At 57.5% G+C, this 25,071-nt stretch carries 26 protein-coding genes; 14 read left to right on the forward strand and 12 right to left on the reverse strand.

The window, feature by feature from the left end; translation table 11 throughout:
* Positions 1-5: 5 nt before the first annotated feature.
* The 4 genes from mutM to radC form a co-directional block, all read right to left on the reverse strand.
* A complete protein-coding gene (gene mutM / locus CDA56_RS00460) occupies positions 6-815 on the reverse strand; it encodes a bifunctional DNA-formamidopyrimidine glycosylase/DNA-(apurinic or apyrimidinic site) lyase (protein WP_014227251.1) in 810 nt (269 codons plus the stop codon).
* Between the two features lie 199 nt (positions 816-1,014).
* Entirely contained in the window at positions 1,015-1,182 is a 168-nt protein-coding gene (rpmG, locus tag CDA56_RS00465; protein ID WP_003024094.1) for a 50S ribosomal protein L33, read from the reverse strand.
* 20 nt (positions 1,183-1,202) lie between these two features.
* Positions 1,203-1,439, reverse strand: a complete 237-nt coding sequence (gene rpmB / locus CDA56_RS00470) for a 50S ribosomal protein L28 (protein WP_002436699.1) — start codon at positions 1,437-1,439, stop codon at positions 1,203-1,205.
* Positions 1,440-1,655: 216 nt separating this feature from the next.
* Entirely contained in the window at positions 1,656-2,321 is a 666-nt protein-coding gene (gene radC, locus CDA56_RS00475; RefSeq protein WP_004126657.1) for a RadC family protein, read from the reverse strand.
* 175 nt (positions 2,322-2,496) lie between these two features.
* Here radC and coaBC point away from each other — a divergent pair, with 175 nt between their 5' ends.
* The 3 genes from coaBC to slmA all read left to right on the forward strand — a co-directional run bounded on the left by coaBC (position 2,497) and on the right by slmA (position 4,918).
* Positions 2,497-3,708 (forward strand): bifunctional phosphopantothenoylcysteine decarboxylase/phosphopantothenate--cysteine ligase CoaBC, encoded by a 1,212-nt coding sequence (gene coaBC, locus CDA56_RS00480; RefSeq protein WP_014227252.1) that lies wholly within the window; start codon positions 2,497-2,499, stop codon positions 3,706-3,708.
* The gene (dut, locus tag CDA56_RS00485; protein ID WP_004855506.1) at positions 3,686-4,144 is read left to right on the forward strand and encodes a dUTP diphosphatase; all 459 of its coding nucleotides are present in this window, start codon (positions 3,686-3,688) and stop codon (positions 4,142-4,144) included. The genes coaBC and dut overlap by 23 nt, the downstream gene beginning before the upstream one ends.
* A gap of 177 nt (positions 4,145-4,321) precedes the next feature.
* Positions 4,322-4,918, forward strand: a complete 597-nt coding sequence (gene slmA / locus CDA56_RS00490; RefSeq protein ID WP_004855507.1) for a nucleoid occlusion factor SlmA — start codon at positions 4,322-4,324, stop codon at positions 4,916-4,918.
* A 152-nt stretch (positions 4,919-5,070) separates the two neighbouring features.
* On the opposite strand, the gene pyrE is transcribed toward slmA, so the two are convergent.
* Positions 5,071-5,712 (reverse strand): orotate phosphoribosyltransferase, encoded by a 642-nt coding sequence (pyrE, locus tag CDA56_RS00495; protein ID WP_004855508.1) that lies wholly within the window; start codon positions 5,710-5,712, stop codon positions 5,071-5,073.
* 65 nt (positions 5,713-5,777) lie between these two features.
* Positions 5,778-6,494 (reverse strand): ribonuclease PH, encoded by a 717-nt coding sequence (rph, locus tag CDA56_RS00500; RefSeq protein WP_004106921.1) that lies wholly within the window; start codon positions 6,492-6,494, stop codon positions 5,778-5,780.
* A gap of 123 nt (positions 6,495-6,617) precedes the next feature.
* Here rph and CDA56_RS00505 point away from each other — a divergent pair, with 123 nt between their 5' ends.
* Positions 6,618-7,481 (forward strand): YicC/YloC family endoribonuclease, encoded by an 864-nt coding sequence (locus tag CDA56_RS00505; protein ID WP_004126669.1) that lies wholly within the window; start codon positions 6,618-6,620, stop codon positions 7,479-7,481.
* A 73-nt stretch (positions 7,482-7,554) separates the two neighbouring features.
* Here CDA56_RS00505 and CDA56_RS00510 read toward each other — a convergent pair whose 3' ends face one another.
* Entirely contained in the window at positions 7,555-8,814 is a 1,260-nt protein-coding gene (locus tag CDA56_RS00510; RefSeq protein ID WP_102803689.1) for a chloride channel protein, read from the reverse strand.
* Positions 8,815-9,088: 274 nt separating this feature from the next.
* Between CDA56_RS00510 and CDA56_RS00515 the strand changes: the two genes are divergently transcribed.
* Complete coding sequence (locus tag CDA56_RS00515; RefSeq protein ID WP_014227255.1) at positions 9,089-9,706, forward strand: trimeric intracellular cation channel family protein; 618 nt, start codon at positions 9,089-9,091, stop codon at positions 9,704-9,706.
* Between the two features lie 5 nt (positions 9,707-9,711).
* Here CDA56_RS00515 and ligB read toward each other — a convergent pair whose 3' ends face one another.
* Entirely contained in the window at positions 9,712-11,388 is a 1,677-nt protein-coding gene (ligB, locus tag CDA56_RS00520) for an NAD-dependent DNA ligase LigB (protein ID WP_102803690.1), read from the reverse strand.
* 257 nt (positions 11,389-11,645) lie between these two features.
* Here ligB and gmk point away from each other — a divergent pair, with 257 nt between their 5' ends.
* The 7 genes from gmk to fpr all read left to right on the forward strand — a co-directional run bounded on the left by gmk (position 11,646) and on the right by fpr (position 19,583).
* Positions 11,646-12,269 carry a guanylate kinase gene (gene gmk / locus CDA56_RS00530; protein WP_004106926.1) on the forward strand — a complete coding sequence of 208 codons (624 nt, stop codon included), beginning with the start codon at positions 11,646-11,648 and terminating at the stop codon, positions 12,267-12,269.
* A gap of 54 nt (positions 12,270-12,323) precedes the next feature.
* Positions 12,324-12,599, forward strand: a complete 276-nt coding sequence (rpoZ, locus tag CDA56_RS00535; RefSeq protein WP_004106927.1) for a DNA-directed RNA polymerase subunit omega — start codon at positions 12,324-12,326, stop codon at positions 12,597-12,599.
* Between the two features lie 18 nt (positions 12,600-12,617).
* Positions 12,618-14,738 (forward strand): bifunctional GTP diphosphokinase/guanosine-3',5'-bis pyrophosphate 3'-pyrophosphohydrolase, encoded by a 2,121-nt coding sequence (gene spoT, locus CDA56_RS00540; protein ID WP_004855514.1) that lies wholly within the window; start codon positions 12,618-12,620, stop codon positions 14,736-14,738.
* Between the two features lie 164 nt (positions 14,739-14,902).
* Positions 14,903-15,592 carry a tRNA (guanosine(18)-2'-O)-methyltransferase TrmH gene (gene trmH, locus CDA56_RS00545; protein WP_004855515.1) on the forward strand — a complete coding sequence of 230 codons (690 nt, stop codon included), beginning with the start codon at positions 14,903-14,905 and terminating at the stop codon, positions 15,590-15,592.
* A gap of 2 nt (positions 15,593-15,594) precedes the next feature.
* Complete coding sequence (gene recG, locus CDA56_RS00550; protein ID WP_064357634.1) at positions 15,595-17,676, forward strand: ATP-dependent DNA helicase RecG; 2,082 nt, start codon at positions 15,595-15,597, stop codon at positions 17,674-17,676.
* Positions 17,677-17,729: 53 nt separating this feature from the next.
* Positions 17,730-18,740, forward strand: coding sequence for a class II fructose-bisphosphatase (gene glpX / locus CDA56_RS00555; protein ID WP_014227259.1), 1,011 nt, complete (start codon positions 17,730-17,732; stop codon positions 18,738-18,740).
* A gap of 96 nt (positions 18,741-18,836) precedes the next feature.
* Entirely contained in the window at positions 18,837-19,583 is a 747-nt protein-coding gene (gene fpr, locus CDA56_RS00560; protein WP_014227260.1) for a ferredoxin--NADP(+) reductase, read from the forward strand.
* Here the strand turns inward: fpr and CDA56_RS00565 are convergent, their stop codons facing one another.
* Positions 19,584-20,012, reverse strand: coding sequence for a DUF805 domain-containing protein (locus tag CDA56_RS00565; protein WP_004126694.1), 429 nt, complete (start codon positions 20,010-20,012; stop codon positions 19,584-19,586).
* Positions 20,013-20,124: 112 nt separating this feature from the next.
* Between CDA56_RS00565 and CDA56_RS00570 the strand changes: the two genes are divergently transcribed.
* Both CDA56_RS00570 and tpiA read left to right on the forward strand, forming a co-directional pair.
* Entirely contained in the window at positions 20,125-20,724 is a 600-nt protein-coding gene (locus CDA56_RS00570) for a DUF1454 family protein (protein ID WP_004855520.1), read from the forward strand.
* A gap of 108 nt (positions 20,725-20,832) precedes the next feature.
* Complete coding sequence (tpiA, locus tag CDA56_RS00575; RefSeq protein WP_004855521.1) at positions 20,833-21,600, forward strand: triose-phosphate isomerase; 768 nt, start codon at positions 20,833-20,835, stop codon at positions 21,598-21,600.
* A gap of 111 nt (positions 21,601-21,711) precedes the next feature.
* Here the strand turns inward: tpiA and CDA56_RS00580 are convergent, their stop codons facing one another.
* From CDA56_RS00580 to CDA56_RS00590, 3 genes are all read right to left on the reverse strand, one after another.
* Complete coding sequence (locus CDA56_RS00580) at positions 21,712-23,016, reverse strand: SLC13 family permease (RefSeq protein WP_102803691.1); 1,305 nt, start codon at positions 23,014-23,016, stop codon at positions 21,712-21,714.
* 73 nt (positions 23,017-23,089) lie between these two features.
* Positions 23,090-23,845, reverse strand: coding sequence for a CDP-diacylglycerol diphosphatase (locus CDA56_RS00585; protein WP_102803692.1), 756 nt, complete (start codon positions 23,843-23,845; stop codon positions 23,090-23,092).
* A 197-nt stretch (positions 23,846-24,042) separates the two neighbouring features.
* Positions 24,043-25,032 (reverse strand): sulfate ABC transporter substrate-binding protein, encoded by a 990-nt coding sequence (locus CDA56_RS00590; protein ID WP_004126718.1) that lies wholly within the window; start codon positions 25,030-25,032, stop codon positions 24,043-24,045.
* Positions 25,033-25,071 lie beyond the last annotated feature (39 nt).

Genomic DNA, 25,071 nt, shown 5'->3' on the forward strand with positions numbered 1-25,071 from the left:
GCACTTTACTTCTGGCACTGGCGACAATAAAACGTCGCCCGTTGGGCGTGTTTACTGCCGATAACCGGCGTCCCGCAAATGCGGCACGGCTCGCCCTTGCGGCCATACACCTGCAGCTCCTGGGCAAAGTAGCCCGGTTTACCGTCGCTTTGCAGGAAATCTTTCAGCGTCGTCCCGCCCTGTTCGATGGAGCGCAGCAGGACCAGCTTAATCACTTTCACCAGCTGCTCGCACTCCTCGCGCGACAGCGAAGAGGCCAGCCTGTCGGGGTGAATACCCGCCGAAAAGAGCGATTCGCTGGCGTAGATATTGCCCACGCCAACCACCAGCTTATTATCCATTAGCCAGGGCTTAATCGCGGTTTTCTTCTTCGCGCACTTCGCCTGCAGATAATCGGCGTTGAACTCATCGCTCAGCGGCTCCGGCCCCAGATGCGCCAGCACCGGATGCCCTTCCAGCGCTTTGGTCCACAGCCAGGCGCCAAAACGACGCGGGTCGGTATAGCGCAGCACCTTGCCGTTACTCATCACCAGGTCCACGTGATCGTGTTTTTCCGCGGGCAGCTCTTCGCTCAGGATACGCAGGCTTCCCGACATCCCAAGGTGGACGATAATCCAGCCGTCGGGCAGTTCCAGCAGCAGATATTTAGCGCGGCGGCGTACGCTGAGCACCGGAACGTCGCTCAGACGATAGATCTCTTCAGAAACGGGCCAGCGCAGGCGCCCGTTGCGCACAACGGCGTGCAGGATGGTGGCTCCCACCAGGTGCGGCTCAATGCCGCGGCGGCTGGTTTCTACTTCAGGTAATTCAGGCATTCTTTTCTCGAACAAAAACGGCAGGATGCACTATCTTACCGCGTTCAGCGACGAGGTTCAGGGCAATTATTGTTCAGCATGCTCTTCCGCCTGGCGCAGGGGGTAAACGTTCGCCAGCGCCAACGGTGTAGACGGTAGCGTAGTCTTGATAACAAAAAACCCCGCCGAGGCGGGGTTTTTCTTTACAAGGAATCTAAAATTATTTGATTTTAGCTTCTTTGTATAAAACGTGCTGACGGACAACTGGATCGAACTTTTTCAGTTCCAGTTTTTCCGGCTTAGTACGTTTGTTCTTCGTGGTGGTATAGAAGTGACCAGTACCAGCAGAAGAAACCAGCTTGATTTTCTCACGAATACCTTTAGCCATGACTTATTTCCTCTAAGTACTTAGTACTTTTCGCCACGGGCACGCAGTTCGGACAGAACTGTATCGATGCCTTTCTTATCAATAACACGCATACCTTTAGCAGATACGCGCAGGGTGACAAAACGCTTCTCGCTCTCAACCCAGAAACGGTGAGAGTGCAGGTTCGGCAGGAAACGGCGTTTAGTCGCGTTCAGTGCGTGGGAACGGTTGTTACCGGTCACCGGACGCTTGCCAGTAACTTGGCAGACTCGGGACATGTCTATTCTCCAAAAATCAAATTAGCTCGAGCTTCGTATGGGGTATTGGCGCCTCGTCAGGCTTTACAGCCCGGTCATCGCAGTTCTAAGCGAACTCTCGATTGCCAGGCCCAAATGCCAAACCCGAGATTCTCAAAGGTGGCGTAGTATACGCTGACTCGGCGATGTGCTCAAGTCCCGAACAGACAAAGATCCCGATGGATCGCGCGATCGGGGCTAAATCCAGCCGCGTTCAGCAAAAGATACGTACGCTCCGCGGCCAATAACAAGGTGATCCAGCACACGTATATCCATGAATCGACAACATTTTATCACTCTTTCGGTAATCAACCTGTCGGCCTTGCTCGGCTCAGGACTACCGGATGGATGATTATGTGCCAGGATCACCGCGGCGGCGTTCACTTTGATGGCTTCGCGTACGATTTCTCGCGGATGCACCTCAACGTGGCTAAGAGTACCAGAAAAAAGGCGGCTATGTTTCAATACCCGGTTCTGATTATCTAAAAAGATCACCATGAAGATCTCACGCTCTTCGTCGGCCAGCTGGCTTTGCAGAAATTCCCGCGTCATCGACGGGGTAACCAGCGAGGGTTCTTCCGTCATTCGCAGGCTAAAATAGCGTCGCGCCAGTTCAGCAATCCCTTTTAGCTGCGCATATTTCGCCAGACCAATGCCTTCCACCTCTGCAAACTGCGACTCCTCCGCCGATAGCAGGCCGTACAGCGAGCCAAAACGCTGTAGCAGCTCCCGCGAAAATGTCATCACGTCCTGCGTGCGGGTACCGGTACGTAAAAATAGCGCCAACAGCTCAATATCCGACAAAACTTCGATACCGTAGCGCTGCATCTTTTCCCTCGGCATGAGGGATTCTTGTATTTCCATCGCGGCATCTCCTTCCCACTGCGCGCTATCCTGGCACAGCCTTTTTGCGCCGCCGAGACGCAAGTTTTATCCCTGCGTAGCGCCTCGCAAAGTGTATCTCCGCGAGGCACACGATGCCGTCAGGATTGTGATAAGATGCGCGAATTCTGGTGTACCGCAACAGGAAAAAATCATGATGAGTCTGGCTGGTAAAAAGATCGTTCTTGGCGTGAGCGGCGGCATTGCTGCCTATAAAACGCCGGAACTGGTGCGCCGCCTGCGTGACCGCGGCGCGGATGTCCGCGTCGCCATGACGGAAGCCGCAAAAGCCTTCATTACGCCATTAAGTCTACAGGCGGTATCCGGTTATCCGGTTTCCGACAGCCTGCTCGACCCGGCCGCCGAAGCGGCGATGGGCCATATTGAGCTGGGGAAATGGGCCGACCTGGTCATTCTCGCCCCCGCCACCGCCGACCTAATCGCTCGCGTCGCGGCAGGGATGGCCAACGATCTCGTTTCGACGATTTGTCTCGCTACGCCCTCGCCGGTCGCCGTCGTGCCCGCCATGAATCAGCAGATGTATCGCGCCGCCGCCACTCAGCATAATCTGGACGTCATTGCCGCCCGCGGTCTGCTGGTCTGGGGCCCGGACAGCGGCAGCCAGGCCTGCGGCGATGTTGGCCCGGGGCGGATGCTGGACCCGCTGACCATTGTGGATATGGCCGCGCAGCATTTCTCGCCTGTCAAAGATTTGCAACATCTGAACATCATGATTACCGCGGGCCCCACCCGCGAGCCGCTGGATCCGGTGCGTTATATCACCAATCACAGTTCTGGTAAGATGGGCTTCGCGATTGCCGCCGCCGCCGCGCGCCGCGGGGCGAACGTCACGCTGGTGAGCGGCCCGGTTTCGCTGCCTACGCCGCCGTTTGTACACAGAATTGATGTCACCACCGCGCTGGAAATGGAAGCCGCGGTGCAAAACAGCGCGCCTCAGCAGCATATTTTTATTGGCTGTGCGGCGGTCGCTGACTACCGTGCGGTCGCCATCGCCGAAGAAAAAATCAAAAAACAAGGTGATGAATTAACCCTGAAAATGGTTAAAAATCCGGATATCGTCGCAGGGGTCGCCGCGCTTAAGGCCAACCGCCCTTACGTCGTTGGGTTTGCCGCCGAAACAAATAATGTGGAAGAATACGCACGGCAAAAGCGAGCCCGCAAAAATCTTGATCTGATTTGCGCCAATGATGTTTCTCAGCCAAATCAGGGATTTAACAGCGACAGCAATGCATTACACCTTTTCTGGCAGGAGGGAGATAAGCGCTTACCACTTGAGCGCAAGGAACTCCTGGGCCAATTATTACTCGACGAGATCGTTACCCGTTATGATGAAAAAAATCGACGTTAAGATTCTGGACCCGCGTGTTGGTCAGCAATTTCCGCTGCCGACCTATGCCACCTCCGGCTCCGCCGGACTTGACCTGCGAGCCTGTCTCGATGACGCCGTAGAGCTGGCTCCTGGCGCAACGACCCTCGTGCCAACCGGTCTGGCGATTCATATTGCCGATCCCTCTCTGGCGGCGGTGATTCTCCCGCGCTCCGGACTGGGCCATAAGCACGGCGTCGTACTGGGTAACCTGGTCGGTCTGATTGATTCTGACTATCAGGGCCAGCTGATGGTTTCCGTCTGGAACCGCAGCCAGCAGAGCTTCAGCATCGAACCCGGCGAGCGTATCGCGCAAATGGTGTTTGTGCCCGTTGTGCAGGCAGAATTTAACCTGGTGGAAGATTTTGACGCCACCGATCGCGGCGAAGGCGGCTTCGGTCACTCAGGGCGTCAATAAGCCCGGCGATAGACAAAACTCTTTCGGGGCGCTGCCGGCAAAAGGGCTGCCTGAAGGATGAAGTGGAACCAGCATCGCAAAGCGCACTAATGCAATAACATCACCGCAGGCAACAGCTTGCGGTCGCTTTGTGGGTGCCTGCCTGACAAGTGCTTTTTTTCAGGGGTATTTTAAAACATGGCAGAAAAACAAACTGCGAAAAGGAATCGTCGCGAAGAAATACTTCAATCTCTGGCGCTAATGCTTGAATCCAGCGATGGAAGTCAGCGCATTACCACAGCGAAACTGGCGGCGTCCGTTGGCGTATCCGAAGCGGCTCTGTATCGGCACTTCCCGAGCAAGACCCGCATGTTTGACAGCCTGATTGAATTTATTGAAGACAGCCTGATTACGCGCATCAATTTGATTTTAAAAGATGAAAAAGACACCTCAGCGCGCCTGCGTCTGATTGTGCTGTTGATTCTTGGGTTTGGCGAGCGTAATCCTGGGCTGACAAGAATTCTGACCGGCCATGCGCTGATGTTTGAACAGGACCGTCTTCAGGACCGCATCAATCAGCTGTTCGAGCGCATTGAAGTTCAGCTGCGTCAGGTGTTGCGTGAAAAGAAAATGCGCGAAGGCGAAGGCTATACCGTCGATGAAGCCCTGCTGGCCAGCCAGCTATTGGCATTCTGCGAAGGGATGCTATCGCGCTTTGTGCGCAGCGAGTTTAAATATCGCCCGACGGACGATTTTGACGCCCGCTGGCCGCTGGTCGCCGCCCAGCTGAAATAATTCTCGCCGGTCTCTGTGCAGCCCGAAGGGCTGCATCTCTTCCCGCAGGAATGCCCGGCATTATCCGCATTGATACCCAGGCGCTCTTCTCGCCTCGGCTGGCCGTTTTGCCAGCAATCGACCCGACAGACCGTTGCCTGCCGGGCAGATGTTTATACGCCGTACGCTTCGCGATAGGCGCGAACGGCAGTCAGGTGTTCAGCCATTTCCGGCTTCTCTTCCAGATAGCTAATCAGGTCTTTCAGCGTCACGATGGAAATTACTTTACAGCCGTAGTCGCGCTCAACTTCCTGAATCGCGGAGATTTCGCCGCGTCCGCGTTCCTGACGATCCAGAGAGATCAGTACGCCGGCCAGCTCAGCGCCGTTGGCCTGAATAATTTCCATCGATTCCCGAATCGCGGTGCCTGCGGTAATCACATCATCCACCAGCATCACGCGGCCCTGCAGCGCACTCCCCACCAGGTTTCCGCCCTCGCCGTGAGTCTTCGCCTCTTTGCGGTTAAAGCAGTAAGGCAGATCGCGGTCATGGTGTTCCGCCAGCGCGACCGCCGTGGTAGTGGCGATAGGGATGCCTTTATAGGCCGGGCCGAACAGCAGGTCAAAATCAATCCCGGAATCCACCAGCGCTTCGGCGTAAAAACGGCCTAACAGTGCCAGATCGCGCCCGGTATTAAACAGGCCGGCGTTGAAGAAATAGGGGCTCTTGCGCCCGGATTTCAGCGTAAACTCGCCAAACTTAAGTACCTGCTTGTTAAGCGCAAACTCAATAAACTGGCGCTGATACGGTTTCATGGATTCGCTCCTCATCTTACTTTTCTACGGACAAAAAAAAGGCGACTTCTCAGTCGCCTTAAAAACTAGTTTTGCAACGCCGCCTTCTGCGTCGTGACAATGGATTCGATACCCCCCCGGGCCAATGCCAGCAGGGTGAGGAGTTCTTCATGGGTGAACGGCTCGCCTTCCGCCGTACCCTGCACCTCAATGATGCGGCCATCTTCGGTCATCACCACGTTCATATCGGTTTCCGCCGCGGAATCTTCAACGTATTCCAGATCGCAAATCGCTTCGCCATTCACGATGCCTACGGAGACCGCCGCCACCATTCCTTTCATCGGGTTGGTTTTCAGCTTACCGGCCGCGACCAGCTTATTCAGCGCATCGGCCAGCGCCACGCAGGCTCCGGTGATAGACGCGGTACGGGTGCCACCGTCTGCCTGCAGCACATCGCAGTCCAGAGTGATGGTGAACTCACCCAGCGCTTTCAGGTCAACCGCAGCGCGCAGCGCACGCGCGATCAGGCGCTGGATTTCCATGGTGCGTCCGCCCTGCTTACCTTTTGCGGCTTCACGCGCGTTACGCGTGTGGGTAGAACGCGGCAGCATGCCGTATTCGGCGGTGATCCACCCCTGGCCCTGGCCTTTCAGAAAGCGCGGCACGCCTTCATCAATAGAAGCGGTGCACAATACTTTCGTGTCACCAAATTCGACCAGCACGGAGCCTTCTGCGTGTTTTGTGTAGTTACGGGTCAGGGTTACTGGGCGCACTTGATTAGCGCTACGGCCTGCTGGACGCATGATGTTCTCCGGCTTGAAACGAATGTGGCTGCGCATTATACGGATAATGCGCGCTTATTCCTATCCTGATAAGGCCTCGAAAGCTATAATCCACCCCACTCTCCTTTAAAAACAGGAACGTCTATGATCCGCAGTATGACCGCCTACGCCCGGCGTGAAATCAAGGGTGAATGGGGTAGCGCCGCGTGGGAACTGCGCTCGGTAAACCAACGATATCTGGAAACCTACTTCCGCCTGCCGGAGCAGTTCCGTAGCCTGGAGCCCGTGGTGCGTGAACGTATTCGCTCCCGTCTGACCCGCGGTAAAGTCGAATGTACCCTGCGTTTTGAGCAGGACCCGAGCGCGCAGGGTGAGCTGATCCTTAACGAAAAACTGGCAAAGCAGCTGGTTAACGCCGCCAACTGGGTCAAAATGCAGAGCGACGAAGGCGAAATCAATCCGGTCGATATTCTGCGCTGGCCTGGCGTGATGTCGGCCCATGAACAGGATCTGGACGCCATTGCCGCCGAAATTCTGGGCGCGTTAAACGGTGCGCTGGATGACTTTATCGTCGCCCGCGAAACCGAAGGCCAGGCGCTGAAAGCGCTGATCGAACAGCGTCTCGATGGCGTGACGGCCGAGGTAGCTAAAGTACGTGCCCATATGCCGGAAATTTTGCAGTGGCAGCGCGAGCGTCTGGTTGCCAAGCTGGAAGATGCGGAAGTGCAGCTGGAAAACAACCGCCTCGAGCAGGAGCTGGTGCTGATGGCGCAGCGTATAGACGTCGCCGAAGAGCTGGATCGTCTGGAAGCGCACGTGAAAGAGACGTGGAATATCCTGAAGAAGAAAGAAGCGGTCGGTCGCCGCCTCGACTTTATGATGCAGGAGTTCAACCGCGAGTCGAACACCCTGGCGTCTAAATCAATCAATGCAGAAGTGACGAACTCCGCCATTGAGCTGAAAGTGCTGATCGAACAAATGCGCGAGCAGATCCAGAATATAGAGTAACGGTTTTTCGCTCGCCAACCCACGCACGGACAAAAGGCCATGGTAAATCATGGCCTTTTATTTTCACTGCGTTTCAGAAGGAATAGTTCTTATCCAATATCCGGCAGGTTAAAAATGCCCCTGCGGCGCACAGCAGCGTGGGGGCCAGATAGCTGTGATCCATGTGGGTGAACTCCATCACCAGCGCGACCGCCGTTAGCGGCATCTGCATGGATGCGGCGAGAAACGCCGCCGCGCCGACGAGAGCAAAACTGCCGTAATCTCCGCCGGGAAGCAGCTGTTGCCAGAGCATACACAGCAGCAGGCTGGTCAGGCCGCCGACCGCCAGCCCCGGCGTCAGCAGGCCGCCCTCCGCGCCGCCGCGCAGCACCGCCAGAATCACCACCATTTTCAGCGCCAGCAGCATCGCCGCCCTGGGGAAACCCAGTTCATCGCTGAGAGCCAGCTGCATAGGCCCTTTACCGTTTCCCGGAAGCTGGGGGAAATAGAGGCTGAGGACGGCAAGCAGGGAAAACGCCAGCAGACAGAAAACCGGCATCTGCCAGTTGCTTCGAACGCGCGAGCGGGCCGTGCTGGTCGCTTTGCGAAAGAGCCAGGCCCCGGCGCCAAGAATGGGGCCGGCGATAATCGCCCACCAGAGAAATGAATGCGGCAGGATGTCGGAAGTAAAATGGTATTGCGATTCCTCGCCTAACCCGAGCGTTGCCGTCCACGCGGCAATCGCCGAGGTGATAATCGCCGCCAGCGTTTTTTCCCAGCTAAACGACAGCAGCATTACCTCAAGGCTGAATAACGCACCGGCCAGCGGAACGTTATACACCGCCGCCAGGCCCGCACCGGCGCCGCAGGCAACCAGCGTTCGGGTTTCATCCGCCAGCAGTCCCAGCTTACGCGCCACCATCCCTGCCCCCAGCGCGCCCATTTCCCGCGGAGCGACTTCGCGGCCAAGCGGAGAGCCCAGCGCCACGGTGACGATCTGCAACAGGGCATGAATCGTTGTAGTACCCGCAGGCATTGCCACCGAAGGATTTGCCACCGCTGACGCTATTGAGACTCGCTTCTGCCCATAGCGCCCAAGGAGCCACCAGCCGAATCCTGCGATGGCTCCCCCCGCGACGATTGCCGAGAGGCGACGAGGCCAGGATGAATCCGTGACGCCCTGTAGAAATGACTCCGCGCTCACGATCTGCCCGGGGCTGTAGCCAAAGGCCAGGTGCTGAATCGCGTGTAAAATCAGCGCCAGAACCATGCCTGAGATGCCGGCAAGTAGCCCCGTCAGCACAACGGCAATCAGGCGGGTGAGATAGTTTTTATTGCCAGCTGCTGCAGTCATTTTCTCAGGCCCTGAAGGAGGAAAATAAAAGGATAAAGGTCGAGAGTTAAACAACAGGTATTCATCGCGTTTTCAATATCGATACGCATCGACGGCTTTCACATTACTTTTTATAATCACTAAAAATGAATAAATGACAAAGGAACCGTTAAATTCAGCCGATTTAAACCTATCATGCATTAGTTTAATCAGGTTAAATTCATTCGCTTTAGAAAATCTCAATCGTGATCTTGCGCACAAATCGTTAACCTTCCGCCATCACCGTGGGGGATTTATGCTGCTTCATATTCTTTATCTGATTGGGATTACTGCGGAAGCCATGACCGGCGCGCTGGCTGCCGGGCGCCGCCGTATGGATACGTTTGGCGTCATTATCATTGCCACCGCGACGGCCCTCGGAGGCGGTTCAGTGCGCGATATTCTGCTCGGCCACTATCCTCTGGGCTGGGTGCAGCACCCCGAGTACGTCATTATTGTCGCCATTGCTGCGGTCCTGACCACGATTGCCGCGCCGGTGATGCCGCATCTGCGCCGTCTGTTTCTGGTGCTTGATGCGCTCGGCCTGATCGTGTTCTCTATCATTGGCGCCCAGATCGCGCTGGATATGGGCCAGGGCCCGGTCATCGCCTCCATTGCCGCCGTCATCACCGGCGTTTTTGGCGGCGTGCTGCGCGATATGTTCTGCAAGCGTATCCCGCTGGTGTTCCAGAAAGAGCTTTACGCCGGGGTGTCATTCGCCGCCGCGATTTTATACATCGCGCTTCAGCATTACGTCAGCAACCACGATGTGGTGGTGATCTCTACCCTGCTGTTCGGCTTTACCGCCCGCATGCTGGCGCTGCGCTGGAAGCTGGGCCTGCCGGTATTTAACTACAACCATAGCGCACATTAATGCTTTCAGAATCCCGGAACGCGTTGCCCGCTTAGCCACTTCGCCAGTGCGGCAACATCCGGGTGATGTAAGAACGTCACCAGCTGCCGCGCTCTTTCCGCCCCGATCCCCGGCAGGCGCCGCCACTGCTCTTCGTTTCGCTCCTGCATCCGTCGCCAGTCATCCTCCTTCAGCCGGGCAAACGCCGTCTTCGGTATAGGGACTCCCATCGCCTGGATCCAGCGCAGAAAAGGCCGTTCGCGCGCAAGATTGAACTGGTGCCACAGCCTCTGCCCGCACAGCGTCGAGACCCCCGGTATGGCTTGCAGCCGCTCCGGCGTAAACGCCAGCCATGAAAAGAGATGCTCCATGCTGCGCGCGTCATGCAGGGACCGCCATAGCGCTTCTCCCGCGCCGTCAATATCGAGAACCGATCGGGATGAGAGCCAGACCAGCCGCGAAAGAAACTGTTCCGCACACTCGGGCGTGGCAAAATAGCAGGTTAAAGCATTGAAACGCGCCGCCGGTGGCTGGGGTTTATTACGCTGAGCCGTGCGCCAGACGACCGAATCGATGCGCGGTATCCCCTGCCCGGCAAGGCTGATTTGCAGCTGGTCGCCAATACCGATATCCAGATTGTACCAGCGGGATACCGAACCGACGCTCACCCGCTGCACGCGCTTATCGTCCAGCATCTGCGGCTCCAGATGCGCCACCACGGCTATTTTACCGCTGCGCCCGATGCTAAAGCTGATACGGCGAACCTCCATGACGCGTGAGGCGGGCGGGTATTTCCAGGCGATAACCCAATCGCCCTGACCCGGAACCCAGAAGCGCCCGGGAGATGCTTTTTCCCGCCGCACCACAACGCCATCGCTGGCAAAAGGCAGCGGTGAAGTGAACCAGCGCTGGCGCCACTGTTCAACCTGCTGCGCATCCGCGACAGGGTGCGAAAAAAGCGCGCTGTAAATAAAGCCGCCCTGCCGCAGCAGCGCCAGCCGCTGTTTCATATCCTGCGGCCCATCGGGCCATGCCCAGATAAAGAGACCCAGTTGATTAAGATCCGCCGCAGCCTGCTGGCGCATCATCATGCCGGCAACTTTTGCCCGCGCGTTCATGCCGCCCATCTGCTTTTGCACGTGCCCCTCGCGGAGCAGGAACAGCTCACCCTGTAGAACGCTATTCGCCAGTACGCCGTCAGAGACTTTAGGCACGGAGGGGATCTGCAAGACCCTGGCCGTCCAGTCTTCCCCGGCCAGGCCATTACCCCGGCTTATCGCCTGGGTCAGACGCCCCTGCCGATACACGAGCGTGACCGCGACGCCATCAACTTTAGGCTGCACCCACAGGCCGGATTGACCGCGCATCCAGCGCGCCACGTCGGCTTGATTTGCCAGTTTACGCACGCCGGTGTGCGCCACCGGATGTCTGGCCTCCCCTTTTAGGGGAGGAGACGCGTCGTGAGCGGGAGCCTCGCCGGTGAAGCAGCGCCGCCAGTACGCCAGCCGCTCCGCAAGCTGGTCATAGACCTCATCGCTTACCGTACTGCTCCCCTGCTGCCAGTAGGCGTTTTTCCATTCCGTTATCTGCTGGCTGAGACGTTCAATCTCCCGATCGGCCCTGGCCTGCGGCCATGCGGGGCAGGCTGCCTGCCCGTCTCCCACCAGCATCCACAGCACCAGCGCCCAGACTCCATTTTGCATCGCGATGCCCTCCTGTTTTCTCGTCACCAATTGTGCCGCAGGCGTATTTTCGTCCGCGAGGAGGGATTTTTAACGCTGCGAGCAGGCATCCAGGTTTTCTGCGTTGTTTCTGCAACGCCCGGAGAAATCAGGGAAACGGCAAGCAAAATGAAAGAAAGAACGCAAAAAGTGTGACAGGGACTGCGTCACGCGGTGCCGCCGTGTATAATAGGCTCGTATGTAAGCTCTATTTCGACCACCACATACAAAAGACACTCATGGCTCAAGGCACGCTTTATATTGTTTCCGCCCCTAGCGGCGCGGGTAAATCCAGCCTGATTCAGGCTTTATTAAAAACCCAACCGTTGTACGACTCTCAGGTTTCTGTTTCGCATACCACGCGCGCTCCGCGCCCGGGTGAAGTGCACGGTGAACACTATTTCTTTGTGAATCACGACGAATTCAGGACGATGATTGGCGAAGACGCTTTTCTTGAACATGCAGAAGTCTTTGGCAACTATTACGGCACCTCGCGCGAAGCTATCGAGCAGGTACTGGCGACCGGCGTCGACGTCTTCCTCGATATCGACTGGCAGGGCGCGCAGCAAATCCGCAACAGAATGCCCGGCGCGCGCAGCATTTTTATCCTGCCGCCGTCAAAAGATGAGCTTGATCGTCGCCTGCGCGGCCGCGGTCAGGACAGCGAAGAGGTTATCGCAAAACGTATGGCGCAGGCAGTTGCAGAAATGAGCCATTACGCGGAGTATGATTACCTGATTGTGAATGATGATTTTGATACCGCGCTGAGCGATCTGAAAATTATTATTCGCGCCGAACGTCTGCGCATGAGCCGCCAAAAGCAGCGACATGGCGCTTTAATCACCAAACTGTTGGCAGACTGAACCCACATTCAGTATCATGCCCAGTCATTTCTTCACCTGTGGAGCATTTTAAGTATGGCACGCGTAACTGTTCAGGACGCTGTAGAGAAAATTGGTAACCGTTTTGACCTGGTACTGGTCGCCGCGCGTCGCGCTCGTCAGATGCAGGTAGGCGGAAAGGATCCGCTGGTACCGGAAGAAAACGATAAAACTACCGTTATCGCACTGCGCGAAATCGAAGAAGGTCTGATCAACAACAAGATCCTCGACGTTCGTGAGCGCCAGGAACAGCAAGAGCAGGAAGCCGCTGAATTACAAGCCGTTACCGCTATTGCTGAAGGTCGTCGTTAATCACACTGCGGGTCGCCCTTGTATCTGTTTGAAAGCCTGAATCAGCTGATTCAAAACTACCTGCCCGAAGAGCAAATTAAACGTCTTCGGCAGGCTTATCTCGTTGCACGTGACGCTCACGAGGGCCAGACACGTTCAAGCGGTGAACCCTATATCACGCACCCGGTAGCGGTAGCCTGTATCCTGGCCGAGATGAAACTCGACCATGAAACGCTAATGGCCGCTCTGCTGCACGACGTGATAGAAGATACCCCCGCCACCTACCAGGACATGGAGCAGCTTTTCGGTAAAAGCGTTGCTGAACTGGTAGAGGGGGTGTCAAAACTTGATAAGCTTAAGTTTCGCGACAAGAAAGAGGCCCAGGCTGAAAACTTTCGCAAAATGATTATGGCGATGGTGCAGGATATCCGCGTCATCCTTATCAAGCTCGCTGACCGCACCCATAACATGCGCACGCTGGGCTCATTGCGCCCGGACAAGCGCCGCCGCATCGCCCGCGAAACGCTGGAAATCTACAGCCCTCTGGCGCACCGTTTAGGTATCCATCACATCAAAACCGAGCTCGAAGAGCTGGGCTTTGAGGCGCTGTATCCTAACCGCTACCGCGTCATTAAAGAGGTGGTTAAAGCGGCGCGCGGCAACCGTAAGGAGATGATTCAAAAGATCCTCTCCGAAATCGAAGGGCGCCTGCAGGAAGCGGGAATTCCCTGTCGCGTTAGCGGTCGCGAAAAGCATTTGTACTCCATCTACTGCAAGATGGTGCTCAAAGAGCAGCGCTTTCACTCGATTATGGATATCTACGCTTTCCGCGTGATTGTCCATGATTCCGACACCTGCTACCGCGTGCTTGGCCAGATGCACAGCCTTTACAAGCCGCGTCCGGGTCGCGTCAAAGACTATATTGCCATTCCAAAGGCGAACGGCTATCAATCTTTGCACACCTCGATGATCGGCCCGCACGGCGTCCCGGTTGAGGTACAAATTCGTACCGAAGACATGGACCAGATGGCGGAAATGGGGGTGGCGGCGCACTGGGCTTATAAAGAGCACGGCGGCGAGAGCAGCACCACGGCGCAAATCCGCGCCCAGCGCTGGATGCAGAGCCTGCTGGAGCTCCAGCAGAGCGCCGGTAGTTCATTTGAATTTATTGAGAGCGTGAAATCCGATCTGTTCCCGGATGAAATTTACGTTTTCACCCCGGAAGGGCGCATTGTCGAACTGCCCGCCGGCGCGACGCCGGTGGATTTCGCCTACGCGGTGCATACCGACATCGGCCATGCCTGCGTCGGCGCCCGCGTCGACCGCCAGCCGTATCCGCTGTCGCAGTCGCTCTCCAGCGGCCAGACGGTGGAAATCATCACCGCGCCGGGCGCACGTCCGAACGCCGCATGGCTGAACTTTGTCGTCAGCTCGAAAGCGCGCGCCAAAATTCGCCAGCTGCTGAAAAACCTTAAGCGCGACGACTCCGTAAGCCTCGGGCGCCGCCTGCTCAATCACGCCCTCGGCGGTAGCCGCAAGCTGGCCGAGATCCCGCCCGAGAACATTCAGCGTGAACTTGAGCGCATGAAGCTGACCACGCTTGACGATCTGCTGGCCGAAATCGGCCTCGGCAACGCCATGAGCGTCGTGGTAGCAAAAAACCTGCAGCAGGGTGAAACCACCGCCGTGCCTGTACAGCCAGCGCCTGTCGGCCATAATCATCTGCCGATTAAAGGCGCGGATGGCGTGCTGATCACCTTCGCCAAATGCTGCCGTCCGATCCCCGGTGACCCGATTATCGCGCACGTCAGCCCGGGCAAAGGCCTGGTTATTCACCATGAGTCCTGTCGTAACATTCGCGGCTATCAGAAAGAGCCGGAGAAATTTATGGCGGTCGAGTGGGACAAAGAGACGGCGCAGGAATTTATCACCGAAATCAAGGTGGATATGTTCAACCATCAGGGTGCCCTGGCGAATCTTACCGCGGCGATCAACACCGCTTCTTCCAATATTCAAAGCCTGAATACGGAAGAGAAAGATGGCCGCGTTTACAGCGCCTTTATTCGCCTTACCGCGCGCGACCGCGTGCATCTGGCGAATATCATGCGCAAAATTCGCGTCATGCCGGATGTAATAAAAGTCACCCGTAACCGAAACTAGCTCTTCCACAAAATCATTCGAATTGCGTCAAGGCGGCAAGCGAATGACAAATCTGCCGGGAGCAGATTTGAACGCTGCTTACAGCGGCCCCGTAAAGGGCAAGGCCCAGGAATGGGCCGCGTATTCCGCAGCGATTAAAGAGTCATTCGAAGGATGGAAGTATCATGAATTTACAGCGTTATGCGCGTATCTGCGAGATGCTCGCCAGGCGCCAGCCTGACCTGACAGTCTGCATGGAGCAGGTCCATAAGCCTCATAACGTCTCTGCGGTCATTCGTACCGCAGACGCCGTTGGCGTGCATGAAGTGCACGCCATCTGGCCAGGTAGCCGTATGCGTACCATGGCCTCCGCGGCCGCCGGCAGCAATAGCTGGGTGCAGGTCAAAACCCACCGTACTATTGGCGAGGCCGTCACCCATTTAAAAGGCCAGGGCATGCAGATCCTGGCGACCCATCTCTCTGATAACGCCGTCGATTTCCGTGAAATCGACTATACCCGTCCCACCTGTATCCTGATGGGGCAGGAGAAAACCGGCATTACGCAGGAAGCGTTAGACCTGGCGGACCAGGACATCATCATTCCGATGATTGGCATGGTGCAGTCGCTGAACGTTTCCGTCGCCTCAGCGCTTATCCTCTACGAAGCCCAGCGCCAGCGGCAGAACGCCGGCATGTACCGGCGCGAGAACAGTATGCTGCCGGAAGAAGACCAGCAGCGCCTGCTGTTTGAAGGCGGCTATCCGGTGCTGGCGAAGGTCGCTAAACGCAAGGGACTTCCCTACCCCCACGTCAACGAGCAGGGCGAAGTCGAAGCCGATGCCGCGTGGTGGGCCACCATGCAGGCGGCGAAGTAATCATGCAGGGCCGTCTGCTGGATGCGGTGCCGCTCAACTCCCTGACGGGCGTTGGCGCGGCCCAGAGCAGTAAGCTGGCAAAAATCGGCCTGCATACGGTACAGGATCTGCTTCTGCACCTGCCGCTACGCTACGAAGACCGCACCCATCTGTATCACATCGGCGAACTGCTGCCCGGCGTTTACGCCACCGTTGAAGGCGAAGTCCTCAACTGCAACATCACTTTCGGCGGCCGCCGGATGATGACCTGCCAGATAAGCGACGGCTCCGGCATCCTCACCATGCGCTTTTTTAACTTCAGCGCGGCGATGAAAAATAGCCTGGCAACCGGGCGCCGCGTGCTGGCCTACGGTGAGGCGAAGCGCGGTAAGCACGGGGCGGAGATGATCCATCCGGAATATCGGGTTCAGGGCGACATGAGTACCCCTGATTTACAGGAAACGCTGACCCCGGTATATCCCACCACTGAAGGCATCAAGCAGGCTACGCTGCGTAAGCTCACCGACCAGGCGCTGGAGCTGCTTGAAACCTGCGCGATCGCCGAGCTGCTGCCGCCTGAGCTGGCGCAGGGGATGATGAGCCTGCCGGACGCCTTGCGCACGCTGCATCGCCCGCCGCCCACGTTACAGCTTAGCGAGCTGGAAAGCGGCAAACATCCGGCTCAGCGGCGCTTAATCCTGGAAGAGCTGCTGGCGCATAACCTCAGCATGCTGGCGCTGCGGGCAGGCGCCCAGCGCTACCACGCCCTCGCGCTCAGCGCTAACGACACGCTAAAAGATAAACTGCTGGCCTCCCTCCCCTTTACGCCGACCGGCGCGCAGGCGCGCGTCACGGCTGAAATCGAGCGCGATATGGCGCTGGACGTGCCGATGATGCGTCTGGTGCAGGGGGACGTGGGCTCCGGTAAAACCCTGGTCGCCGCGCTTGCCGCCCTGCGCGCCATCGCCCACGGCAAACAGGTAGCGCTGATGGCGCCGACCGAGCTGCTGGCTGAACAGCACGCCAATAACTTCCGCAGCTGGTTCGAACCGCTGGGCATTGAGGTGGGCTGGCTGGCTGGCAAACAAAAAGGCAAAGCGCGCCTGGCGCAGCAGGAGGCTATCGCCAGCGGACAGGTACAGATGATTGTCGGCACCCACGCCATCTTTCAGGAGCAGGTCCAGTTTAACGGCCTCGCGTTGGTGATTATCGACGAGCAGCACCGTTTTGGCGTCCATCAGCGGCTGGCGCTGTGGGAGAAAGGGCAACAGCAGGGATTTCACCCGCACCAGCTGATTATGACCGCCACGCCGATTCCGCGCACCCTGGCGATGACCGCGTATGCCGACCTCGACACCTCGGTCATCGATGAACTGCCGCCGGGCCGAACGCCGGTTACGACGGTGGCCATTCCGGATACGCGACGCAGCGATATTATTGACCGCGTACGTCACGCCTGCACTCACGAAGGTCGCCAGGCCTACTGGGTTTGTACGCTGATTGAAGAGTCGGATCTGCTGGAAGCTCAGGCGGCGGAAGCCACCTGGGAAGAGCTGAAGCTCGCGCTGCCGGAGCTGAATATCGGCCTGGTGCACGGGCGTATGAAATCCGCCGAGAAGCAGGCGGTAATGAGCGCGTTCAAGCAGGGCGAGCTGCATCTGCTGGTCGCCACCACGGTGATTGAAGTCGGCGTGGACGTGCCCAACTCTAGCCTGATGATCATCGAAAACCCGGAGCGTCTGGGGCTGGCGCAGCTGCACCAGCTCCGAGGGCGCGTCGGGCGCGGTGCGGTAGCCTCCCACTGCGTGCTGCTCTATAAATCGCCGCTGTCAAAAACCGCCCAGAAGCGCCTGCAGGTTCTGCGCGATAGCAATGACGGTTTCGTCATCGCCCAAAAAGACCTGGAAATTCGCGGCCCCGGCGAGCTGCTCGGCACCCGTCAGACCGGCAACGCTGAATTTAAAGTCGCGGACTTATTGCGCGATCAGGCTATGATCCCGGAAGTTCAGCGCATCGCCCGCCATATTCACGAACGCTATCCCCAGCAGGCACAGGCGCTGATAGAGCGCTGGATGCCGGAAACCGAACGCTATTCCAACGCGTAGCGCGAACGTCATCTCGCCACGCTGCGCATAATTTTTATTCAGATGAGTGGATTATGAAACGAGAACTGGCCATCGAATTTTCGCGCGTCACCGAAGCCGCCGCGCTGGCAGGCTACAAATGGTTAGGCCGCGGTGATAAAAATACCGCCGACGGCGCCGCCGTCAACGCCATGCGCATTATGCTCAACCTGATCAACATCGACGGCACTATCGTGATTGGCGAAGGCGAAATCGACGAAGCGCCGATGCTGTACATTGGCGAGCGCGTCGGTACCGGCCACGGCGATGCGGTAGATATCGCCGTCGATCCCATTGAAGGCACCCGCATGACGGCGATGGGCCAGGCGAACGCGCTGGCGGTCATGGCGGTAGGCGATAAGGGCTGTTTCCTGAATGCGCCAGATATGTACATGGAAAAGCTGATTGTCGGCCCGGGAGCGAAGGGCACCATCGATCTGAACCTGCCGCTGGCGGAGAACCTGCATAACATCGCCCGCGCGCTGAATAAGCCGCTGAGTGAATTAACGGTCACCATCTTAGCCAAGCCGCGCCATGACGACGTCATTGTTGAGCTGCAAAAGCTGGGCGTGCGCGTGTTCGCCATCCCCGACGGCGACGTTGCCGCCTCTATTCTGACCTGCATGCCGGACAGCGAAGTTGACGTCATGTACGGTATCGGCGGCGCGCCGGAAGGCGTCGTTTCCGCTGCGGTGATCCGCGCGCTGGACGGCGATATGAACGGCCGTCTGCTGGCGCGTCACCACGTGAAGGGCGACAGCGAAGAGAACCGCCGCATCGGCGAAAACGAGCTGGCACGCTGTCAGGCGATGGGCATTGAAGCAGGCAAAGTGCTGCGCCTGGACGATATGGCGCGCAGCGACAACGTGGTTTTCTCGGCAACCGGCATCACCAAGGGCGATCTGCTGGACGGTATCACCCGTAAAGGCAATATGGCCACCACCGAAACCCTGCTGATCCGCGGTAAATCCCGCACTATCCGCCGTATTCAATCGATTCATTATCTCGATCGCAAAGACCCGGATATTCAGCTGCACATCCTGTAAAAACATTTGATCAATAGAGCTTTCCAGCCTTTTCGGGCTGGAAATCTGCTCTCGTCGCGGTGAAGATACGTTAACAGGATTGAGAGGAGAGTCGCTATGGCAAACTGGGTTACGGGCAAAGTGGTAAAAGTACAGAACTGGACTGATGCACTGTTTAGCCTCACCGTTCACGCGCCGGTTGCGCCCTTCACCGCTGGGCAGTTTGCCAAACTGGGGCTGGACGTAGACGGAGAACGCGTGCAGCGCGCCTATTCCTACGTCAACGCCCCCAGCAACCCCGATCTTGAGTTCTATCTGGTGACGGTTCCGGAGGGCAAGCTCAGCCCGCGGCTGGCGGCTCTGAAGCCGGGCGATGAAGTCCAGGTGGTCAGCGAAGCCGCCGGTTTCTTCGTGCTGGAAGAGGTGCCGGATTGCGACACCCTATGGATGCTCGCCACCGGCACGGCGATTGGCCCGTACCTGTCAATTCTGGAAGAAGGGAAGGACCTGGATCGCTTTAAAAACCTGGTACTGGTGCACGCCGCGCGCTATGCCGCCGACCTCAGCTATCTGCCGCAGATGCAGGCGCTGGAAGCGCGCTATGCGGGCAAACTGCGCATCCAGTCGGTCGTGAGCCGGGAAACCGCGCCGGGCATGCTCACGGGACGTATCCCGTTCCTGATTGAAACCGGCGCGCTGGAAGAGGCCGTCGGCCTGCCGATGAACGCCGAGAGCAGCCACGTCATGCTGTGCGGTAACCCGCAGATGGTGCGCGACACCCAGCAGTTGCTGAAAGAGACCCGGCAGATGAGCAAGCACCTGCGTCGCCGGCCGGGTCATATGACCGCCGAACACTACTGGTAATCAGGATTCCGCTTTCCAGCGCACGTCCAGCGTCTCTTTACCAAACTTATTCGCGCCCTGGGTACCGACAAACGCGCCCAGGTCGATCAGCATCATGACGATAATCAGCGTCGGTATAAACCGCCCGACGCCCCACTGCCAGACCCCAGGCAGCATCGACCAGTTGCCCGCCAGCAGCATCCACGCCAGAATCATCAGCAGCGCCCAGAGCCCGGATTTACCCCGATCGTGCAGGCGTTTAATGGTCACCGCCGCCGTCGGCCACAGCAGGCACACCAGAATAAAAGCCGCCGTCTGTAAATTGAGAAGGTTACTACCGGCCAGCGTGAACAGCGCGCTCATGGTCATTATCCAGATAGCGATCCAGATCCAGAAGTCGCGACGTCCAATCCGCCCTTTAATTGAGAATAGCCACTGCTGTAGGGTCATGTTTTATTCCTTATCATCATCACCGACGTAGTTTACCCTGAAGGCGTGACTTTTTGACAAGCGTGACGGTTCTCGTTTTAATCGTCAGCAGATAAAAAAAGGGAAGATGGGCATGAAGAAGTGGGCAACCTTATGTTTAATTGGGCTGGCGGCATTATCCGTCGGCCAAAAAGCGTTGTCCGCCGAGTCAGACGCCAGCGCTACGGCGCCCTATCTTCTCTCCGGCGCGCCGGCCTTTGATATTTCCATCAGCGAGTTTCGGGAAAAATTCAACAACGATAACCCGAAGCTATCGCTCAATGAATTTCGCGCCGTCGCCGCCAGCAAAGACCAGGCAAACCTGACCCGCGCCGCCACGAAGATCAATGAGAACCTTTACGCGTCGACCGCGCTTGAACGCGGCACGCTCAAAATTAAATCGATGCAGATCACCTGGCTACCGATTCAGGGGCCGCAGCAGAAAGCGGCGAAAGCGAGAGCCCAGGAGTATATGAGCGCCGTGATGCGCGCGTTCGTACCCACGCTCAGCCTGACGCAAAGCCAGCAGAAGCTGCAGAAACTGCTGACCGCCGGAAAAGGCAAACGTTACTTCTCCGAAACGGAAGGTGCTGTGCGCTATGTGGTGGCGGACAACGGCGAAAAGGGGCTGACCTTCGCTGTTGAACCGATTAAGCTGGCGCTATCTGAAACGCTGGAAAACAACAATAAATGACAAAAAGCAAAGCCTTTCCAGTGATGAATCTCTATACTGTTTCACAGACCATGCTGCCCGCGGGGGCGGCTATATTCCTTAATTCGCTTTAAAGCGTGGAGAATAAAAATGCGACATCCTTTAGTGATGGGTAACTGGAAACTGAACGGCAGCCGCCACATGGTAAACGAACTGGTCGCGAACCTGCGTACCGAACTGGCTGGCGTAACCGGCTGTGCAGTTGCCATTGCTCCGCCTGAGATGTACATCGACCTGGCTAAACAAGCCGCTGCGGGCAGCCACATTCACCTGGGCGCGCAGAACGTTGACCTGAACCTGTCCGGCGCGTTCACTGGCGAAACCTCTGCCGAAATGCTGAAAGACATCGGCGCTGAATACATCATCATCGGCCACTCCGAGCGCCGTACCTACCACAAAGAGTCCGACGAGTTTATCGCCAGGAAATTCGCGGTACTGAAAGAGCAGGGTCTGATCCCGGTTCTGTGCATCGGTGAAACCGAAGCGGAAAACGAAGCGGGCAAAACGGAAGAAGTGTGCGCGCGTCAGATCGACGCCGTTCTGAAAACCCAGGGCGCGGCGGCGTTCGAAGGCGCAGTTATCGCTTATGAACCCGTATGGGCGATCGGTACCGGCAAATCGGCTACCCCGGCTCAGGCTCAGGCTGTACACAAATTCATTCGCGACCACATCGCTAAAGCTGATGCGAAAGTGGCTGAACAAGTGATCATCCAGTACGGCGGTTCCGTTAACGCGGGCAACGCAGCAGAGCTGTTCACCCAGCCGGACATCGACGGCGCGCTGGTTGGCGGCGCATCCCTGAAAGCTGACGCTTTCGCGGTGATCGTTAAAGCAGCAGAAGCCGCGAAAAAAGCGTAATTCGCTTTAAGGCCTTTCCCCGGTCGCGCTTTGCAACCGGGGCTACTGACCAGAAATCTGCAATATTTGTAGCCCGGCTCAGCACAGCGCAAGTCGGGTTTTTTTACCTCGCTACAGTTTCCCCAACGCCTGATACCACAGGTAGTCCAGCGGCAGCAGAATCAAATAGCTTACCGCCGCCAGCGCGATACACAGCAGCATTCCCGCCCGCGCAGGCACTTTCCCTAGCCCCATCGCCACGACAATCGGTGACGCCTGATACGGCAGCAGCGGCGTGGAGTACCCCAGCACCTGAATCATAATCACGCTCAGCAGCGGGAAGCCGGTGGCATCGGAGAAGCTCTGCGCGAAGGTGGTATACAGCGCCGGTACGCCGTTAGCGGTCATGATAAAGTTCAGCGCGCTGGTAATGCCGGTCAACGCGAGAAAGCTGGTAAACGGGCTCTCTTTATCCAGCGGCATAATCTGCAGCAGGGCATTCCCCACCACGCCGCCGATACCGGTTTGCGTCACGGTGATAGCCAGCCCCAAAATCCCGGCGACGTAAATACAGGTGCGGATATTCACGCCGCTGGAAAACTCCTCGCCGCTGATAAAACCGACCCGCGGCAGCAGCGTTATCACCGCCGCCGCCAGCCCCGTCCAGGCCGGCCCCACGCCGTGCCAGCTCTCCGTCACCCAGAGCGTCAGCACTACCACCAGCAGCCACGCCAGGCGCTTCTCATCGCGGCTCATCGGCGGCAGCGGCGTCATGTCGCGCGGCGGGTACGGTTTTCCGGGAAACAGCCAGCATATCAGGGCGATCAGCACAGCCCCTTTGAGCCAGCCGAGCACAGGCGTATGCAGCAGTAAATAGGGAAGATAATTCAAATGGATACCATACGATCCCTCCGCCGCGCCGCTCATCACCAGATTCGGGACGTTGGCGGGCAGGATGGTGGCAGACAGCTGGAAGGTCCCGAACCCCACCGCCAGCGCCAGGCCAAACCACGGGCGCGTCCCCTCTTCAATGCCGGCACGCCTGGCCATTGCCGCCACAATCGGCATCAGCAGCGCGATACGCCCCATATTGGACGGCATCACAAACGCCAGCGCATAGCTGAGCAGCACCACGCTGCCGACCATCAGCGGCCAGGAGTCGGTCAGCCGTGACGAGAGCGACCGGGCCGCCCTGTCCGCCAGCCCGGTTTTGCGTATCGCGATCCCCAGCACAAATCCGCTGAACACCAGCCAGAACGCCGATGAGGCAAAGCCGCCAAAAATCACCTCCGGCGGCGCGATTTTGGCGATCATCGCTGCGGCAAAAAACAGCAGCGCAGTCATAAACTCCGGCAGTAGCGAAGTCGCCCAGAGGAGAATAGTGATGCCGACGATGATAGAAGGAAGGAACAGAGGGTGGGACAACCAGAGCGACATACCTGTCTCCTGTCGATTTTTTCAGCAAGAATACGACGGACAATAAGACAGGTAAACGCCAGATATGGTGGGGCTATTGCAGGATTGCGCAGCTGTGATCCTGAATCTCTTCCGCCGATGCGCGATTAAGCGTTAGCAGGTTACGCTCGGTGGCCAGCAGCACCAGCGAGCCATCGCTCTGCTTTGCCATCGCCAGCGCAAAACGGCCTATATGTTCACGCGCTTCCGGCACCTCTTCGGCCAGCATCAGGAACGGGCTGCGCTGCGCCAGCTCCGTTTCAGTGACCCGACGCGCCAGATATTCGTGGCCCAGTAGTCCGCCGGGCAGCGGCAACCAGCGGCTGCTGATAGCGGGTGCGTCCTTGTCCAGCTGGGTACGGACATCGGGACGCAGGCAGGAGATATGGATATGGAAATGATTTTGCGTGCGTCCGCTGCGCGAGTTGATGGTCAAGGAGACCGCGTCATCCGATACGGCGGAACCACGATGCTGGCTCATGATTTCGCGCCCCTGCCAGGCCTGCCAGAAGAAGTTCGGCGTCAGGGGATTAAGCAGCAGCGGACTTTCGGTGCCGTTAATACGGTAAGTCGGCATCAGCAGATACTGCAGCGGGCCATTGCGGTCTTTAAACAGCACATAGCCGCCCTTGAGGTTCACTTCCGCACAGGGCGCGGGATTCTGGTGCTGCTGTTGATTGGGGACGCACTGTTGCAGAACAATTTTGCGCAACGCATCAGGGTTGCCGGAATGAAGCCAGTAGTAGCCGCCGGCCATCGCCGCCACAACGACCACCAGCAGCGCTAATAAAAGGTATCGTACTCTTCGCATTATTTTTTCCTGTCTCAGCCAGAAACGGAAGAGTAACGCAGTTTGATGACCAAATGAAAACAGGAAGAGGTTCGGTGTGTTTTCCCGGAGGCGGCGCTACCAGACTTCTCAGCCCCGGGTCGCGGCTTACGTCTGTCCGGGCGACAAGAGTTGTATCCCCGCTAAGCGCAGCGCAAGCGGGGATAAGGATAGGCTATTTAACGCTGGTTTATCTGGTCGAAGGTGCCGCCGTTGGAAAAGTGCTCTTTCTGCGCTTTCGTCCAGCCGCCAAACACGTCATCGATGGTGAACAGCTTCAGTTTCGGGAACTCATTCGCGTATTTTTTCGCTATCTCAGGATCGCGCGGACGATAGAAGTTCTTCGCCGCAATCTCCTGGCCTTCCGGCGAGTAGAGGTACTTCAGATACGCTTCCGCCACCTGGCGAGTGCCCTTCTTGTCGACCACTTTATCCACCACGGAAACCGTCGGCTCGGCGAGAATCGATTCGCTCGGGGTCACGATCTCAAATTTGTCTTTACCCAGTTCGTTGGTCGCCAGCAGGGCTTCGTTTTCCCAGGCAATCAGCACATCGCCGATCCCACGTTCCACGAAGGTGTTGGTCGCACCCCGGGCGCCGGAATCCAGCACTTCGACGTTCTTAAACAGCGCTTTTACGAACTCTTGCGCCTTCGCCTGATCGCCATTGTTCTGGTGAAGGGCATAGCCCCATGCCGCCAGATAGTTCCAGCGCGCGCCGCCGGAGCTTTTCGGGTTCGGGGTAATCACCGACACGCCCGGTTTAATCAGATCGTTCCAGTCGTGAATCTGCTTCGGGTTGCCTTTGCGTACGAGGAACACAATGGTTGAGGTATACGGCGCGGAGTTATCCGGCAGACGCTTCAGCCAGTTTTTGTCGATTCGGCCACGCTCGGCAATCGCATCGACGTCATAGGCCAGCGCAAGGGTCACCACGTCGGCTTCAATGCCGTTGATCACCGAGGTCGCCTGTTTGCCGGAGCCGCCGTGGGACTGACGAATCACCACGTTGTCGCCGGTTTCTTGTTTCCAGTGCGCGCTAAAGGCTTTGTTGTACTGTTCGTACAGCTCGCGTGTTGGATCGTAAGAAACGTTTAATAGTTGAATGTCTTTTGCCAGAACGCTGGCGGATGCCAGCAACAGAGTTAACCCCACGCCCCACTTATTCATCGCACCGCTCTCTTTATGTAGTGTTGTGATGGATTAAGC

The organism is Klebsiella michiganensis (assembly GCF_002925905.1).
GTDB classification, from domain to species: domain Bacteria; phylum Pseudomonadota; class Gammaproteobacteria; order Enterobacterales; family Enterobacteriaceae; genus Klebsiella; species Klebsiella michiganensis.